We start from the raw sequence: 15,147 nt of genomic DNA, 5'->3' as shown, positions 1-15,147 counted from the left end.
GCCCCCACCCGGAGCACCGGGTGGGGGCCTTCGTCGTTCCCCGGTGGCACGGGGTTGCCCGGTAGCATGGGCGGGTGCGTTTCACGACCGGCAGGCCCGACTTCGACCTCACCTATGACGACGTGTTCATGTCGCCGACACGATCGGCCGTCCGCAGCCGGATGGAGGTCGACCTCACCTCCACCGATGGTCTCTCGTTGCCGATCCCCCTGGTGGTGGCGAACATGACGGCCATCTCCGGGCGGCGCATGGCCGAGACGGTGGCCCGCCGCGGCGGGCTCGCCGTGATCCCACAAGACCTCTCGGCCGCGGTCGCCACCCGCCTCATCGCCAAGGTGAAGGGGGCCCACGCCGTCTTCGACACCCCGATCCACGTGACGCGCGACACCACGATCAGCGAGGCCCTGGCCCTGATCCTCAAGCGCGCCCACGGCGTCGCCGTGGTGCTCGACGACGAGCGACGGCCCGTGGGACTGGTCTCCCCCGCCGACGGCGAGGGTGTCGACCGGTTCGTGCCCGTCCACGAGCTCATGACGACAGACCTGACGCTCGTCGACGCCGACACCGTCCCCAAGGACGTGTTCGCCAGGCTCACCGAGCGGCGCCACCGCCTCGCGTTGGCCACCGACGGCGACGGACGGCTGGTGGGCGTCCTGACGCTCAAGGGGGCCATGCGCTCGGCCATCTACTCCCCCGCCCTGGACGCGGGCGGGCGCCTGCGCATCGGCGCGGCGGTGGGCATCTCGGGGGACGTGGAGGAACGCGCTCGGGCGATGCTGGACGCCGGCGCGGACGTGCTCGTGCTCGACACGGCGCACGGACACCAGGACCGCATGCTCGAGGCCATCCGCCTCGTGCGCACACTGCGGGACGCCCACGCCGCAGCCGGTGGCCCCCGGGTGCCCCTCGTCGGCGGCAACGTGGTGACCGCGGAGGGCACGGTGGACCTGATCGAGGCCGGGGCGGACATCGTCAAGGTGGGCGTCGGGCCGGGTGCGATGTGCACCACCCGCATGCAGACCGGCGTCGGACGCCCCCAGTTCTCGGCCGTGCTCGACTGTGCGGCGGCTGCGGCCGAGATGGGCAAGGCGATCTGGGCCGACGGAGGCGTCCGTCACCCCCGCGACGTCTCCTTGGCGCTCGCGGCCGGCGCCGGCGCGGTCATGATCGGCTCGTGGTTCGCCGGCACCTACGAGTCCACCGGCGTCATGAACGTCGCCCCGGACGGCCGTGCGTACAAGGAGAGCTTCGGCATGGCGTCCGCCCGCGCCGTCCGCGCGCGCACCCAGGAGCAGAGCTTCTTCGAGCGTGCCCGGGCCGGTCTCTTCGAGGAGGGCATCTCCTCCTCGCGGATGTACTTGGACCCCGGGCGCCCCGGCGTGGAGGACCTCATCGACTTCATCACCTCCGGCGTGCGCTCCTCCTGCACCTACGCGGGAGCCAGGACGCTCAAGACGTTCCACACCCGGGCCAACGTGGGCGTCCAGAGCCGCTCAGGTTACGAAGAGGGCCGGCCCCTGCACCAGTCCTGGTAGCGGACCTGTGCGCCCCCCACGGGCCCACACCGGCCCGCGCAGGCCCCTTTAGGATCCCCCAGGGCTTCAGAGCACCCCAGAGGTGTTCGCAGAGCACATCGCCCCGGGCGGGCCGAAGCCGCCCGGGGCGATGGCGCGTGATAACGCGGCCCTCGCAGCGAGGGGTGGTGATCAGTGGCGGTAGTCGCCGACGTAGAACTCGTACGCCCAGCCGAACACGGTCCAGATGCCGACCGCGACGCCAATCAGCGAGATCCACCAGCCGAAGACCGGGCCCAGCAACAGCAGCATGATGGCGATGGCCGACCAGAACGGCACCAAGCTCTTCGGCGGGAAGAACCCGAGGGCACCGACGCCGTCGATGATCTCGGCGTCTTTCCGGTCCTCGGGGCGGCCGGGCTGGTTGCCCCGGGTCAGCGTCCGCCCGGTGATGGCGAACGTGCCCCAGATCATGGCCGAGAACAGCAGCGTCAGGGCGAGGACGGTGGTGCCGATGGGCTCGAGAGCGCCGTCCAGCCACCAGGTGACACCGGCGTAGGCTGGCGTGACGACGCCGAAGAAGATGACCAGGAACAAAAAGACGCGGGCTTCAGTCCTCATCAGTTCGTCTCCTCCGCGTCGCCATGTACGAGACCTTCCTGCAGCGGGTTCACGCGGTGCGGGCCCTGCTGGGCCGCCTCCGGATGGTACAGGTCGAACGCCGGCGACTCCGAGCGGATGCGCGGCAGCTTGGTGAAGTTGAACCGCGGCGGCGGGCAGGACGTCGCCCACTCCAGCGACCGGCCCCAACCCCAGGGGTCGTCAACGGTCACGCGCGGGGCATTCTTGTGGCTCGTGTAGACGTTCCACAGGAACGGCAGCATCGAGACGCCGAGCAGGAAGGCGCCGACGGTGGAGACCTGGTTGAGGAAGGTGAACCCCTCGCCCGGCAAATAGTCGGCGATGCGCCGCTGCATGCCCTCGATGCCCAGCCAGTGCTGGACGAGGAACGTGGTGTGGAAGCCGACGAACACCAGCCAGAAGTGCAGCTTGGCCAACGGCTCGTTGAGCATGTAGCCGTACATCTTCGGCCACCAGAAGTAGAACCCGGCGAACATCGCGAACACCACGGTGCCGAACAGCACGTAGTGGAAGTGCGCGACCACGAAGTAGGTGTCCGACACGTGGAAGTCCAGCGGCGGGGACGCCAGGATGACGCCGGTCAGGCCACCGAACAGGAACGTGGTGAGGAAGCCGATCGACCACAGCATCGGGCTGTCGAGCCGGACGGAGCCGCCCCACATCGTGCCGATCCAGTTGAAGAACTTCACGCCGGTCGGCACCGCGATGAGGAATGTCATGAACGAGAAGAACGGCAGGTTCACCGCGCCGGTCACGAACATGTGGTGGGCCCAGACCGAGATCGAGAGGCCGCCGATGGACAGCGTCGCGGCGACGAGGCCGACGTAGCCGAACACCGGCTTGCGGCTGAACACCGGCAGGATCTCGGTGATGAGGCCGAAGAACGGCAGGGCAAGGACGTACACCTCGGGGTGGCCGAAGAACCAGAACAGGTGCTGCCACAGCATGGCGCCGCCCGTGGCCGAACCGAGGATGTGCGTCCCCAGCACGCGATCGCTCAGCAGCACCAGCAGGCCCGCGGCCAGCACCGGGAACACGACCAGCACGAGGATGGAGGTGACCAGGATGTTCCAGGTGAAGATCGACATGCGCCACATGGTCATGCCGGGGGCGCGCATGCAGACGATGGTCGTGATGAAGTTGACCGCGCCGACGATCGAGCTCAGGCCCAGCATGTAGAGGCCGACGAGCCAGAGGTCGCCGCCGACTCCGGGCGAGTTCACCGCGTCCGAGAGCGGCACGTAGGCGAACCAGCCGAACGACGCGGCGCCGTCCGGGCTGAGGAAGCCCGCGCACGCGACGAGGGAGCCCACCAGGTAGAGCCAGTAGGCGAACATGTTGAGGCGCGGGAAGGCGACGTCCGGGGCGCCGATCTGCAACGGCAGCAGCGCGTTGGCGAACGCGGCGAACATCGGCGTCGCGAACATCAGCAACATGATCGTGCCGTGCATCGTGAAGAGCTGGTTGAACGCCTCGTAGTTGAAGTACTGGACGCCGGGGAACGCCAGCTCGGCGCGGATGCCGAGGGCCAACAGGCCACCGAGCCCGAAGAACGCCAGGGCCGTCCAGATGTACAGCTTGGCGATGACCTTGTGGTCGGTCGTCGTCATGTAGCTCATGACGAGGGCGCCAAGGTTCTGGCGCCGAGCCGGCCGTACGACGGTGGCGCCGTCGACGCGTGCAGCCGTGGTCATGTCAGCCCTCCGTCCTGGGGCCGGAGCCCGGGAATTCCGGAACCCCTTCGAGCCCCGCATTGCCTGTCTCCGCGAGCTCGGTGATGCGCGCGTTGTACTCCTCGACGCTCACGACCTCCACGTTGAAGACCATGGCGGCGTGGTACGTGCCGCACAGTTCGGCGCACTTGCCGAGGTAGGTGCCCTCGGTCGTCGGCGTCACGTCGAAGCTGTTGTGCCGTCCGGGGACCACGTCGAGCTTGAAGTAGAAGCCCGGGATCCAGAACGAGTGGATGACGTCAGCCGACTCCAGGTTGAACCGCACCGGCTCGTTCACGGGCAGCACCAGGGTGGGGATCTGCTCGATGGTGCCGATCGTGTGGGCGTCCGACCCGATCTCGGGGTTGTCGGCCTCGCGGTAGTTGAAGGTCCAGGACCACTTCTGGCCCACGACGTCGATCTCGTGCACCACGTCGGGGGAATCCTTGGCCAGCACCGCGTTCTGGCTCTGCACCGTGAAGAAGAACAGCACCCCGATGATGAGGAACGGCACCAGGGTGTAGAGGATCTCCAGCGGGAGGTTGTACCGCGTCTGGCGCGGCAGCTCGTCGTCGCTGCGGCGCCGGTAGCGGAAGATCACCCAGCCGATGAGGCCCCACACGAAGACGCCGATCACCATCGAGGCGATCCAGGCGCCGTTCCACAGGTTGCCGATGAACGGGGCACGATCCGAAATGGGTTCGGGCAGGCCCCACCGGCCCCACTGCTCCATCGTCGCCTCTGAACAGCCCGTCAGCGCCACGGTCGACGCGAGCGCCACCGCGGTGAGAGCGACCCGCCGTGCGGCTCGCCCGGATCTCGTACGACCCACGTCACACCCTTCCGTCTGGTTGGCCCGCCGGGGCTGTGCAAGCAGCGCTCGGCCGAGCTGTCGATGCTCAGCCGCAACACTAACCCAAAACGCCCGTCCCACGCCTCATGCGAAGCGGTGGGACGGGCGCTTTTCGCCAGCCGTGGCCGAAATGTGATCAGTGGAAGCTGTCTCCACAGGCGCAGGAGCCCTGCGCGTTCGGGTTGTCGATGGTGAAACCCTGCTGGGAGATCGTGTCCACGAAGTCGATCGTGGCCCCCGACAGGTAGGGCGCGCTCATGCGGTCGGTGACGACCTTGACGCCGTACCACTCCTTCTCGACGTCGCCGTCGAGCTCACGGTCGTCCAGCGCCAACTGGTAGCGCAGGCCCGAGCAGCCGCCGGGCGCGACGCTGATGCGCAGCACCAGGTTCTCCTCGCCCTCGCTCTCGCGCAGGTCGGAGACCTTCTTCGCGGCGACCTCGGTCAGGACGATGCCGTCGGCCTCGGTCTCGGGCGTCAACTCAACACTCATGGGTGGTTCCTCCGATGGATCGGGTGTTCTCGCATCCCCGACAACGCGTCGCGGACGCCAATTGTTCCCCAGGCCGTTGCCTCGCGTCCCCGCGGGCCGCTGTCGCCGCCGCCGGTGGCCGCCCGGGCCTGTGGTGTACGTTCCGTGAACCATGCTAGCCGCACGCCCCACGCCGCCGCGGAAACGGCTAGGTTGGGCGCCTGAGGAGGTCACCACACCATGAACGACGCCGTTCCCATCCGGTTCGCCGCCATAGGGCTCGACCACGCGCACATCTTCGGCCAGACCCGGGGGCTGCTCGCCGCCGGGGCCGAGCTCGTGGGCGTCGCGACGCGTGACGAACGTTCCGGCATCGCCCAGACGTTCCACGAGAACGCCCCCGACGTGCCCACCCGCTCCGAGGCCGAGCTGCTCGCCGACCCCGACATCGACGTCATCGTCACCGCCGCGATCCCCAAGGACCGCGCCGAGATCGCCCTCGCCGCCCTGCGCGCCGGCAAGGATGTGATGACCGACAAGCCGGGCTGCACCACGATGGCCCAGCTCGAGGAGTTGCGCGCCACCGTGGCCGAGACGGGTCGCATCTGGTCGGTCACCTACTCCGAGCGCTTCGAGGTTCCCGCCGTGGCGCGGGCCGGTGAGATCGCCCGGTCGGGCCGGATCGGTCAGGTCGTCCAGACCCTCGGCCTCGGCCCCCACCGCGAGGGCGATCGGGCCCACCTGGGGGCCAGCGGCGGGCGTCCGGACTGGTTCTACGACGAGGCCAACTTCGGCGGCATCCTGGTCGACATCGCCAGCCACCAGTTCGACCAGTTCCTGTGGTTCACGAATTCGACCACGGCAGAGGTGGCGTCCAGCACCGTCGCCAACTACGCCCACCCCGACGACCCGGCCTTCCAGGACTTCGGCGACGTCGTGCTGCGCAACGATCACGCGACCGGGTACGTCCGCGTCGACTGGTTCACCCCCGAGGGCCTGCCCACCTGGGGTGACGGCCGCCTGTTCATCCTCGGGACGCAGGGGTACATCGAGCTGCGCAAGTACGTCGACATCGCCGGACGCGAGGGCACGAACCACCTGTTCGTCGCGGACGCCGACGGCGTCCACCACGAGAGCTGCGACGACCTCCCGGTCACCTACTACCGGCAGTTCTTGGATGACGTCCGCGACCGCACGGAGACGGCCTGCCCGCAGGAGCACACGTTCGAGGTCATGCGGCTGGCGCTGCAGGCCCAGGCCGACGCGGTGCGCCAGGGTCACCTGGCCTGAGGGCGGACGCCGGCGGCGCTACCAGGTCCAGCTGGACGCCACGCCGCCGGCGCGGGCGGTGAGGCCGTCGGCATCGAGGTCGGGCTCGCCGCCGAGCTCGTAGGCGACCTCCAGGCCGAACGTGCGCAGCTCGCGCGCCGACACGTCGACGCGGCGGGCCACCGCCACGCAGGGCCGCAGGACGCGACCGGCCGTGGCGGCCACCTCGGCGACGACGTCGCCGCCCCGCGTGGCGAAGTCAAGGGTGTCGGCCCCGGTGACGAGCACGTCGGCGAGACCCGCGGTGCGTTCGAGACCGGCCACTTGGGCGCACAGCGCGGGCCCGGAGGTGACCTCCGCCCCGAGCGCGGCGAGGGCAAGCACGCACCCGCCCGCGGCGCCGAGACCCGGGGCGTCCGCCTGGCCGAGCGCGGACGCGAGCGCACCGAGGGCGGCGTCCGTGGCCAGCAGCGCCGCGGGGTCGACGCCGGCCGCGTGTCCGCGCCGAGCGGTGAGGCCTCGCAGCCCGAGTAGCAGGTCGCCGAGCTCGGCCGCGGCCACGACGGCGACAAGTTCGGTGGGCCCCACCGCGTCACGGGCGGGTCCCAGCTCCAGGCGGGACAGCCCGGTCAGACCGGCGGCGCCGGCGTCCAGGGCCACGTCGGCACGCGCGCCCAGGGCGTGCAGCAGCCCCGCTCCCCCGTCGTGGGTGACGAGGGCCGTGAGGTCGACCACCACGCGCGCCGGGGCGTCGGCCAGCGCGCGCAGCAGCGCCTCGCCCAGCCCGGCCGAGCTGGCGTGGACGAGGTGCTCCCACGCCGGGGCGTCCCGGTCAGCGTCCCGGTGGATGTCGCCGTGGATGTCCCGGTGCGCGTCACCGGGGGCCCGCACCACGACGGCGTCGTCACCGAGCACTCCCAGGGCGGCACCGAGGGCGTCCCCGCCCGAGGCCAGGGGCACGACGGCCACCTGGGTGGCCGGGGCGGCCGCGCGGAAGGCCCGACCGAGCGCGGCCCCCGCGTCCGCCGACGCGAGGGCCCCGATGGAGTCCGTGCAGATGAGGACCCGCACTCAGCGGTCCCCGGTCGCCCCGGCGCCTCCCGCGGTCTCGCCCGGGAAGAGCCCCTCGAAGTCGGGGTTCTCGTCCATCCAGGCCACGATCTGCTCGGGCGTGGCCTCCGCGTCGGGCAGGATCACGTCGGAGTCGACGAGCACGTCGTCGTCCAGGGGCGTCCCCTGCTCGCGCACCGAGCCCAGCAGGCCGGCCAGGGCGGACGCCAGCCCGGCGGCGTCGCCGGCGCGGGCGGCGTCCTCAACGGTGTCGTCGAGGGCGTTGATGCGGTCGAGGTCGGCGTCCGCGAGGCGGAACTGACCCTCACCGAGGATGCGCACGATCATGGCGTCACCCCTGGTTCCCGCGTGCGGAGTCGCCCTCGGTGACCTCGGTCACCTCGGCGTCGACGGGCTCGCCGGCTGGCAGCTGGGGCGCCGACTGCGGCGCCCCGCCGGTGCCGATGGCGCCCATGGACGCCTTCATCGCGGCGAGCTCGTTCTCGACGGTCGCGTCGGACGCCAGCGCGTCGAGCTCGCGCGTGATGTCGTCCTTGTACGTGCTCGTCGGATCCTCGAGGGCTCCGGAGGCGAGCAGCTCGTCGATGGCGCCGGCACGGGCCTGCATCTGCTGCGTCTTGTCCTCAGCCCGCTGGATTGCCAGGCCGACGTCGCCCATCTCCTCGCCGATGCCGGTGAAGGCCTCGTTGATGCGCGTCTGCGCCTCGGCGGCGGAGTAGGTTGCCTTGATCGTCTCCTTGCGGGTGCGGAAGGCGTCCACCTTGGCCTGGAGGCGCGTGCTGGCGCGCACCAGCTTCTCCTCCTCGCCCTGCAGCTGGGCGTGCTGCGTCATGAGGTCGTCGAGCTGGCTCTGCAGGCCCGACTTGCGGGTGAGCGCCTCGCGGGCCAGGTCCTCACGGTTGGCCTCGAGCGCGCGCTGGGCGCTGAGGGAGAACTTCTTCATCTCGGCGTCGAGCTGGTTCGCCTGGAGTTCGACCCGCTTGCGGCTGGTGGCCACGTCGGCGACGCCGCGGCGCACCTTCTGGAGCAGGTCGAGCTGGCGCTGGTAGGAGTAGTCGAGCGTCTCGCGCGGGTCCTCGAGCTTGTCGAGGGCCTTGTCGGCCTTCGCGCCGAAGACGGTCTTGAGACGGGTGAAGAGACCGGCCATGTCGTGCGTGCGTCCTTCCGTGGGCAGATGACGCGCCCAGCCTAGCTGCCGGGCCGCGGCCCGGGCAGCCCTCGGCGACGACGCAGCCCCCGACCCGTCCCTGAACCGGCCCGCCCCTGAACTAGACTGGCCGGCACATTGCCGGACGTCGAGACCGCACCGAGGAAGAAGATCGTGGCCCTGAGAAAAGCGCCCCAGCCCACCGAGCCGGAGCCGGTGGCCCCCGTCGTGGAGGGCACCGGCCCGCGCAAGAAGTCGGCACCGACGCCGTCACGCCGGGACGCCGAGGCCGCCCGACGCCAGCGCCTCAACCCCAGCCTGTCGCCCAAGGAGGCCCGCAAGCGGCAGCGGCAGCAGGACTTCCAGCGCCGACAGAAGACCATGACGCTGACGGAGAGCCAGCCCGAGCGCCAGCTGATGCGCGACCACGTGGACGCGCGCTGGAACCTCGGCGAGTTCGCCCTGCCGATCTTCATGCTGCTGCTGGTGTTGACCCTGGTGCCGGGGTTCGTGCAGTGGATGAACGTGTTCCTGGTCTTCTCGTGGAGCTACATCCTCGGCATGGTGCTGGACACGATGCTGATGTGGCGCAAGTACAAGAAGCTGGCGTCCGAGCGGCTCGGGCTGACCTCCTTCCGCGGGTTGCTCATGTACGGATTCAACCGGCAGCTGTCGTTCCGCCGGTGGCGCCAGCCCCCGCCGCGGGTCAAGCGGGGCGAGGCGATCTGATGTCGTTCCGCTGGGTGACCGAGCAGACGGTGGACGACCGCGACACCGGCCTGGGGCAGTGCTTCCCCACCCGGGCGGACGCCGAGGCCTGGCTCACCGGTTCGTACGAGGACCTGGTGGACGCCGGCGTCACCGACGTCACGCTGATGGAGGACGACCACGTCCTCTACGGCCCCATGAGCCTCTTGGCATGACCAACGCGCCCCGCGACTCGCTGGCGACTCGCCGGTGACTCGCCGGTGATTTGCATTTGGACCCGAGGAAATGGCGCCATGGCGCCATTTCCTCGGGTCCACATGCTCCTCGACGGCCCCTCCGCGCGTCGGCAGCCGCTCGTGCGGGGCCGCAGCGGGGCGGGGCTCAGGCGCGCACCTGGGGGGTGACCAGGGGCGCCTTCTCGACGCTGAACGGCTCGATGCGGTTGCGCACGGCGACGCCCACCTCGCTGCCCGGCTTGAAGGGCGGGTCGAGCAGGGCCAAGCCGATGCCCACCGTCAGCGTCGGCGAGAAGGTGCCCGAGGTGACGGTGCCGATCACCGCGCCGTCGGCGTCCACCACGTCCATCCCCGGCCGCGGGATGGCCCGGCCCGGTGCCTGCAGCGCGCGCAGGCGGCGCGACGGCCCGGCGGCGCGCTCGGCGCGGAGGGCGTCCGCCCCCCAGAAGGTCGGCTTGTCCCAGCCCACGGCCCACACCAGACCGGCCATGACCGGAGTGATCTCGGGCGACAGCTCGTGCCCGTGCAGGGCGTACCCCATCTCGGTGCGCAGGGTGTCACGGGCGCCCAGGCCACAAGGGGTGATGCCGAGGTCGGCCCCGGCCGCCATCACCGCGTCCCACACCGCGCCGGCGTCCTCGCTGCGGCACACGAGCTCGTACCCACGCTCGCCGGTGTAGCCCGTGCGGCAGACGGTGAGCTCCGCGTCGGCGATGCGGCCGGTGCGGAACTGCATGTAGTCGAACTCCGCATCGACGCCCAGCGCGGTCAGCACGTCGTCCGACAACGGCCCCTGGACGGCGATGACGGCGAACTCGGCGTGCTGGTTCTCCACCGTGAGGCCCTCCGGCGCGGCCTCGGCCAGCAACCGGACGACCTCGGCCGTGTTCGCCGCGTTGGGGATGCAGAACACGTCGTCGTCGGCGCGCAGGTAGACGATCAGGTCGTCGACGACGCCCCCGTCGGGCGCGCAGCACAGCGTGTACTGCGCCTGGCCCGGGCCGATGCGGTCGAGGTCGTTGGTGAGGCAGGCGTTGACGAACGCCCGGGCGCCCGGGCCGCTGATGCGGGCCTTGCCGAGGTGGCTGACGTCGAACACGCCGACGGCCTGGCGCACCGCGTGGTGCTCGGCGACGACGCCGGCGTACTGCAGCGGCATGCTCCACCCGCCGAACTCGGCGAACTTCGCCCCGAGGGCGACGTGACGGTCGTGCAGGGGCGAGGTGAGCAGGTCGGCCATGGCCCCAACGTAGCGTGGGGATAGGGTGGGGACGAGTCTTTGCGCCCAGACTCCAGCACCCAGAGAGGAACCCTCGTGCCCGTCTCCGAACTGCCCACCATCACCTCCGCCACCTCCGTGCCGTCCTCGACGGACGTCCTCGTCGTCGGGATGGCCGAGGCCCTGGGTTCCTCTGTGCTCGTCGGCGTCCCGGACGACGTCGACAAGGCGTGGTCGAAGCGTTCGGGCAGCCCGTTGATGGAGGCGGCCCAGACGCTGGGCGCCCTGCCCAAGCCCGGGACGGTCGTGGCGCTGCCCGGCTCGCCCGTCGTCGTCGTGGTGGGTGTCGGCGGTGTTGACGTGACGCCCGAGCAGGTGCGTCGGGCCACCGGCAACGCCGTGCGCGCGGCCGCGCGCTTGGCCGGCGACCGCAGCCTTTCTGTCGCGGTGAGCCTCGAGGCCGTCGAGCCCGAGGTCATCCGCGGCGTCACGGAGGGCGCCCTGCTGGGCGCCTACAGCTACGCGAAGGCGTCCGCCACGAAGGCCGCGCGCCCGATCGGCGCGGTCACGATCGTGTCGGACGCCCCCGCCGCGGCTGCGGCGGTGGCCGAGGGTGAGACCGTCGCGAAGGCCGTCTGCCGCGCCCGCGACTGGGTGAACACCCCCGCCAACGCCCTCTACCCCGAGACGTTCGCCGACGACGTGCGGGACATGGCCAAGGGCACGCGGCTCGACGTCGAGGTGCTGGACGAGAAGGCCCTGGCCCGGGGTGGCTACGGCGGCATCCTCGCCGTCGGCGGCGGTTCGGCCCGTCCGCCGCGGCTGGTGCGCGCGACGCACAACCCGCGCGGCGCGAAGGCCCACCTGGCGCTGGTGGGCAAGGGCATCACGTTCGACACCGGTGGCCTCAACCTCAAGCCCGCCGACGGCATGTACACCATGAAGTGCGACATGGGCGGGGCGGCCGCGGTGCTCGCGGCCGTGGCCGCCATCGCCGAGTTGAAGCTGAAGGTGAAGGTGACCGCATGGGCGCCCCTGGCGGAGAACATGCCGTCGGGCACGGCCTACCGTCCCTCCGACGTGCTCACCATGTACGGCGGCACGACCGTGGAGAACGCCAACTCCGACGCCGAGGGGCGCATCGTCATGGCGGACGCCCTCGTGCGCGCCGGCGAGGATGACCCCGACCTGCTCGTCGATGTCGCGACCCTGACCGGTGCGTGCCTCGTCGCCCTCGGCGAGCGGACCGCCGGGCTGATGGCGTCCGACGACGCGACCGCCGATCTGCTGCTCGATGCCGCGGAGTCGTCCGGGGAGCCCTTCTGGCACCTGCCGATCCCCGAGGAGATCAAGGACAACCTCTCCAGCGATGTGGCCGATCTGGTGAGCTCCGGCAAGAGCCGCTACGGCGGCGCACTCACGGCGGCCGCGTTCCTGCGCGAGTTCGCCGGCGAGGGACGCCCGTGGGCGCACCTCGACATCGCCGGGCCGGCCTGGAACGGCAACGCCCCGCGTGACTACACGCCGAAGTACGGCACGGGCTTCGCCGTCCGCACCCTGGTCAGCCTCGCGCGGGACCTGGCCCGCGGTTGATCCCGCTCCGCTGAGGAGCACCGTCCGGTTCGCCACGCGATGGGTGTGCGTGTCGGATCGGACGGCTAGGCTGGCCCCCGATCGGCCAACCACGACGACAGCACCGACGAAGGAGCCTGACAGCCATGTCGACAGAAGTCCCTCTCCCCGCACTCGGCGAGTCCGTGACCGAGGGCACCATCAGCCGCTGGCTCAAGGAGGTCGGCGACACCGTCGAGGCCGACGAAGCCCTCGTCGAGGTGTCCACCGACAAGGTCGACACCGAGATCCCCTCCCCCGTGGCCGGCACCCTGCTCGAAATCAAGGTCAACGAGGACGAAACCGCCGAGGTCGGCGCCGTCCTCGCCATCATCGGCGACCCCGACCAGGCCGGCACCTCGTCCGACGCCCCCGCCGACGACAGCGGCCAGGCGGACGCCCCCGCCGACGACGAGCCGCCCCTGGCGCAGGAGGGCAAGCCCTCCACCGAAGCCGACGACGAGGCCGAGGCACCCAAGCCCGCCCCGAAGCCGTCCGGCGGCGGCGCGGCCACCTCCGGCACCGACGTCACCCTCCCCGCACTCGGCGAGTCCGTGACCGAGGGCACCATCAGCCGCTGGCTCAAGGAGGTCGGCGACACCGTCGAGGCCGACGAAGCCCTCGTCGAGGTGTCCACCGACAAGGTCGACACCGAGATCCCCTCCCCCGTCGCCGGCACCCTCCTTGAGATCAAGGTCAACGAGGACGAAACCGCCGAGGGCGGCGCCGTCCTCGCCATCATCGGCGACCCCGACCAAGCCGGCGCGCAGCAGGAGTCCGTGGCTCCTGCCCCGGACGCCGGCGAGGTGGCCGAGGAGGAGGGCGCCGCCGCCGATGCGGCGAACGCGTCCTCCGGGGAGTCCGCTCCGGCAGACACCCCCGGAACCCCCGCCGAGCCGAAGGACGAGGCGCCCGCGAAGGGTTCGGGCTCCGAGGCCCCCACCCCCGGGACGGCCGCACCGCGGCGTGCCGCCGGCTCGAGCGACGTGGGTTACGTGACGCCGCTGGTGCGCAAGCTGGCCTCCCAGCACGACGTGGACCTCAGCTCGCTGACGGGCACCGGCGTGGGCGGTCGCATCCGCAAGCAGGACGTCCTGGCCGCCGCCGAGGAGGCAAAGAAGGCCGCCGAGGCGCCGAAGCAGGAGGCCCCGAAGCAGGAGGCAGCCGCCGAGCAGCCCCAGGCCGCGCCGCAGCCGTCCACGCCGAAGGCCGACGCGAAGCCGGACAGCAAGCGCGGCACGACGGAGAAGATCAGCCGCATGCGCAAGGTGATCGCCTCGCGCATGATGGAGTCGCTCCAGGGCTCGGCCCAGCTGACGGCGACCGTTGAGGTCGACCTGACGGCGATCAGCCAGCTCCGGGCGCGCGCCAAGGACGACTTCAAGGCGCGCGAGGGTGCTTCGCTGTCGTACCTTCCGTTCATCGTGAAGGCGGCGACCGAGGGCCTGCGGCAGTTCGCGATGTTGAACGCGGAGCTGGACACCGAGGCCGGCCAGGTGACCTACCACGACGCCGAGCACATGGGCATCGCGGTGGACACCGAGCGCGGCCTCATGGTGCCGGTGATCAAGGATGCCGGCGACCTCACCGTGACGGCGCTCGCCAAGAAGATCGGCGACATCGCGAAGCGGACCCGTGACGGCAAGATCGGCCCCGACGAGCTGAGCGGCGGCACGTTCACCATCACCAACTACGGCTCGGCCGGCACGCTGTTCGACACGCCCATCATCAACCAGCCGCAGTCGGGCATCCTCGGCACGGGTGCGCTGGTGAAGCGCCCGATGGTGATCAAGGATGCGAAGCTCGGCGAGGTCATCGCGATCCGCGACATGATGTACCTCTCGCTGAGCTACGACCACCGCCTGGTCGACGGCGCGGACGCCGCCCGCTTCCTGAGCTTCGTGAAGGCGCGGCTCGAGGAGGGCGCGTTCGGCGCCGAGTTCGGCCTGTGACGCCCCTGGCCGGGCCGGCCAGCTCCGGCGTCGTGAACGCCGGTGCGGCCGGGCCCGGCCCGCTCGGCTTCCACTACCTGGGGCTGGCCGACACCCCGCCCACCCGGGGGGAGTACATGGCGACCTGGGACGTGCAGCGCGCCGTGCACGCCCAGGTGGTGGCCGGTGAGCTGCCGCCGCAGGTGTTGTTCGTCGAGCACGACCCGGTGTACACGGCCGGTCGGCGGACGCTGCCGGCCGAGCGTCCCTTCGACGGTACCCCCGTCGTCGACGTCGACCGTGGCGGCAAGATCACCTACCACGGCCCGGGCCAGCTCGTGGGCTACCCCATCGTCGGGCTGACCCGCCAGATCGGCCCGTTGGAGTACGTTCGCCGCCTCGAGCAGGCGGTCATCGATCTGCTGGACGCCCACGGCGTCCCCGCCGGCCGCGTCGAGGGCCGCACCGGCGTCTGGCTCGCTCCCTCCGGGGGACGCCCGGAGCGCAAGATCTGCGCGATCGGCATCCGGGTCTCCCGCATGACGACGCTGCACGGCTTCGCGCTCAACGTGCGCGCCGAGGCGACCGGTGCGTTCGGCAACATCATCCCCTGCGGCATCGCCGACGCCGGCGTGACGTCGCTGGAGCACGAGCTCGGACGCCCCGCGCCCGCGTTGGTCGAGGTCGCCCGCCAGCTCGAACCGCTGCTGCGCGAACAGTTGTCCTTCGCCTGGACGGAGGACACCCCCGCGTAACCCGGCT

At 71.1% G+C, this 15,147-nt stretch carries 15 protein-coding genes; 7 read left to right on the top strand and 8 right to left on the bottom strand.

Annotated features, from left to right (window positions below):
* The first annotated feature begins 74 nt into the window (after positions 1 to 74).
* The gene (locus tag IFY26_RS08430; protein ID WP_332836169.1) at positions 75 to 1,535 is read left to right on the top strand and encodes a GuaB1 family IMP dehydrogenase-related protein; all 1,461 of its coding nucleotides are present in this window, start codon (positions 75 to 77) and stop codon (positions 1,533 to 1,535) included.
* Positions 1,536 to 1,706: 171 nt separating this feature from the next.
* Here IFY26_RS08430 and IFY26_RS08425 read toward each other — a convergent pair whose 3' ends face one another.
* From IFY26_RS08425 to IFY26_RS08410, 4 genes are all read right to left on the bottom strand, one after another.
* Entirely contained in the window at positions 1,707 to 2,135 is a 429-nt protein-coding gene (locus IFY26_RS08425; RefSeq protein ID WP_232548542.1) for a cytochrome c oxidase subunit 4, read from the bottom strand.
* Positions 2,135 to 3,850, bottom strand: coding sequence for an aa3-type cytochrome oxidase subunit I (gene ctaD / locus IFY26_RS08420; protein ID WP_232548541.1), 1,716 nt, complete (start codon positions 3,848 to 3,850; stop codon positions 2,135 to 2,137). Before ctaD ends, IFY26_RS08425 begins: the two co-directional genes overlap by 1 nt.
* 1 nt (position 3,851) lies before the next feature.
* Positions 3,852 to 4,700 (bottom strand): aa3-type cytochrome oxidase subunit II, encoded by an 849-nt coding sequence (gene ctaC / locus IFY26_RS08415; RefSeq protein ID WP_463366321.1) that lies wholly within the window; start codon positions 4,698 to 4,700, stop codon positions 3,852 to 3,854.
* A 157-nt stretch (positions 4,701 to 4,857) separates the two neighbouring features.
* The gene (locus IFY26_RS08410; RefSeq protein ID WP_232548540.1) at positions 4,858 to 5,214 is read right to left on the bottom strand and encodes a HesB/IscA family protein; all 357 of its coding nucleotides are present in this window, start codon (positions 5,212 to 5,214) and stop codon (positions 4,858 to 4,860) included.
* Positions 5,215 to 5,433: 219 nt separating this feature from the next.
* Here IFY26_RS08410 and IFY26_RS08405 point away from each other — a divergent pair, with 219 nt between their 5' ends.
* Positions 5,434 to 6,483, top strand: coding sequence for a Gfo/Idh/MocA family protein (locus IFY26_RS08405; protein ID WP_232548539.1), 1,050 nt, complete (start codon positions 5,434 to 5,436; stop codon positions 6,481 to 6,483).
* Positions 6,484 to 6,501: 18 nt separating this feature from the next.
* Here the strand turns inward: IFY26_RS08405 and IFY26_RS08400 are convergent, their stop codons facing one another.
* From IFY26_RS08400 to IFY26_RS08390, 3 genes are read right to left on the bottom strand one after another with little or no spacing between them, the layout of a single operon-like run.
* Entirely contained in the window at positions 6,502 to 7,533 is a 1,032-nt protein-coding gene (locus IFY26_RS08400; protein ID WP_232548538.1) for a glycerate kinase, read from the bottom strand.
* Positions 7,534 to 7,860: a PspA-associated protein PspAA gene (pspAA, locus tag IFY26_RS08395; RefSeq protein WP_232548537.1), complete on the bottom strand. Its 327-nt coding sequence runs from the start codon at positions 7,858 to 7,860 to the stop codon at positions 7,534 to 7,536. It abuts the gene before it with no gap.
* A 4-nt stretch (positions 7,861 to 7,864) separates the two neighbouring features.
* A complete protein-coding gene (locus IFY26_RS08390) occupies positions 7,865 to 8,680 on the bottom strand; it encodes a PspA/IM30 family protein (RefSeq protein WP_232548536.1) in 816 nt (271 codons plus the stop codon).
* A gap of 138 nt (positions 8,681 to 8,818) precedes the next feature.
* Here IFY26_RS08390 and IFY26_RS08385 point away from each other — a divergent pair, with 138 nt between their 5' ends.
* Complete coding sequence (locus tag IFY26_RS08385) at positions 8,819 to 9,409, top strand: DUF3043 domain-containing protein (RefSeq protein ID WP_232548535.1); 591 nt, start codon at positions 8,819 to 8,821, stop codon at positions 9,407 to 9,409.
* The gene (locus tag IFY26_RS08380) at positions 9,409 to 9,603 is read left to right on the top strand and encodes a hypothetical protein (RefSeq protein WP_232548534.1); all 195 of its coding nucleotides are present in this window, start codon (positions 9,409 to 9,411) and stop codon (positions 9,601 to 9,603) included. Before IFY26_RS08385 ends, IFY26_RS08380 begins: the two co-directional genes overlap by 1 nt.
* Positions 9,604 to 9,769: 166 nt before the next feature.
* Here the strand turns inward: IFY26_RS08380 and gcvT are convergent, their stop codons facing one another.
* Positions 9,770 to 10,864, bottom strand: a complete 1,095-nt coding sequence (gene gcvT, locus IFY26_RS08375; protein ID WP_232548533.1) for a glycine cleavage system aminomethyltransferase GcvT — start codon at positions 10,862 to 10,864, stop codon at positions 9,770 to 9,772.
* Positions 10,865 to 10,939: 75 nt separating this feature from the next.
* Between gcvT and IFY26_RS08370 the strand changes: the two genes are divergently transcribed.
* The 3 genes from IFY26_RS08370 (at position 10,940) to lipB (ending at position 15,140) form a co-directional block, all read left to right on the top strand.
* Entirely contained in the window at positions 10,940 to 12,436 is a 1,497-nt protein-coding gene (locus tag IFY26_RS08370; protein WP_232548532.1) for a leucyl aminopeptidase, read from the top strand.
* A 125-nt stretch (positions 12,437 to 12,561) separates the two neighbouring features.
* Positions 12,562 to 14,406: a 2-oxoglutarate dehydrogenase, E2 component, dihydrolipoamide succinyltransferase gene (sucB, locus tag IFY26_RS08365; RefSeq protein ID WP_232548531.1), complete on the top strand. Its 1,845-nt coding sequence runs from the start codon at positions 12,562 to 12,564 to the stop codon at positions 14,404 to 14,406.
* Positions 14,403 to 15,140 carry a lipoyl(octanoyl) transferase LipB gene (lipB, locus tag IFY26_RS08360; RefSeq protein WP_416046562.1) on the top strand — a complete coding sequence of 246 codons (738 nt, stop codon included), beginning with the start codon at positions 14,403 to 14,405 and terminating at the stop codon, positions 15,138 to 15,140. The genes sucB and lipB overlap by 4 nt, the downstream gene beginning before the upstream one ends.
* Positions 15,141 to 15,147 lie beyond the last annotated feature (7 nt).

Source organism: Propioniciclava soli, from assembly GCF_014858005.1.
Lineage (GTDB): Bacteria > Actinomycetota > Actinomycetes > Propionibacteriales > Propionibacteriaceae > Propioniciclava > Propioniciclava soli.
This window is presented reverse-complemented; position numbering and strand designations above follow the sequence as displayed.

What these genes read in the sequence shown, in the direction of transcription:
- IFY26_RS08425 (WP_232548542.1), bottom strand. Translation starts at nt 2,135, where the DNA reads ATGAGGACTGAAGCCCGCGTCTTTTTGTTCCTGGTCATCTTCTTCGGC.
- ctaD (WP_232548541.1), bottom strand. Translation starts at nt 3,850, where the DNA reads ATGACCACGGCTGCACGCGTCGACGGCGCCACCGTCGTACGGCCGGCT.
- IFY26_RS08410 (WP_232548540.1), bottom strand. Translation starts at nt 5,214, where the DNA reads ATGAGTGTTGAGTTGACGCCCGAGACCGAGGCCGACGGCATCGTCCTG.
- IFY26_RS08405 (WP_232548539.1), top strand. Translation starts at nt 5,434, where the DNA reads ATGAACGACGCCGTTCCCATCCGGTTCGCCGCCATAGGGCTCGACCAC.
- pspAA (WP_232548537.1), bottom strand. Translation starts at nt 7,860, where the DNA reads ATGATCGTGCGCATCCTCGGTGAGGGTCAGTTCCGCCTCGCGGACGCC.
- IFY26_RS08390 (WP_232548536.1), bottom strand. Translation starts at nt 8,680, where the DNA reads ATGGCCGGTCTCTTCACCCGTCTCAAGACCGTCTTCGGCGCGAAGGCC.
- IFY26_RS08380 (WP_232548534.1), top strand. Translation starts at nt 9,409, where the DNA reads ATGTCGTTCCGCTGGGTGACCGAGCAGACGGTGGACGACCGCGACACC.
- gcvT (WP_232548533.1), bottom strand. Translation starts at nt 10,864, where the DNA reads ATGGCCGACCTGCTCACCTCGCCCCTGCACGACCGTCACGTCGCCCTC.
- sucB (WP_232548531.1), top strand. Translation starts at nt 12,562, where the DNA reads ATGTCGACAGAAGTCCCTCTCCCCGCACTCGGCGAGTCCGTGACCGAG.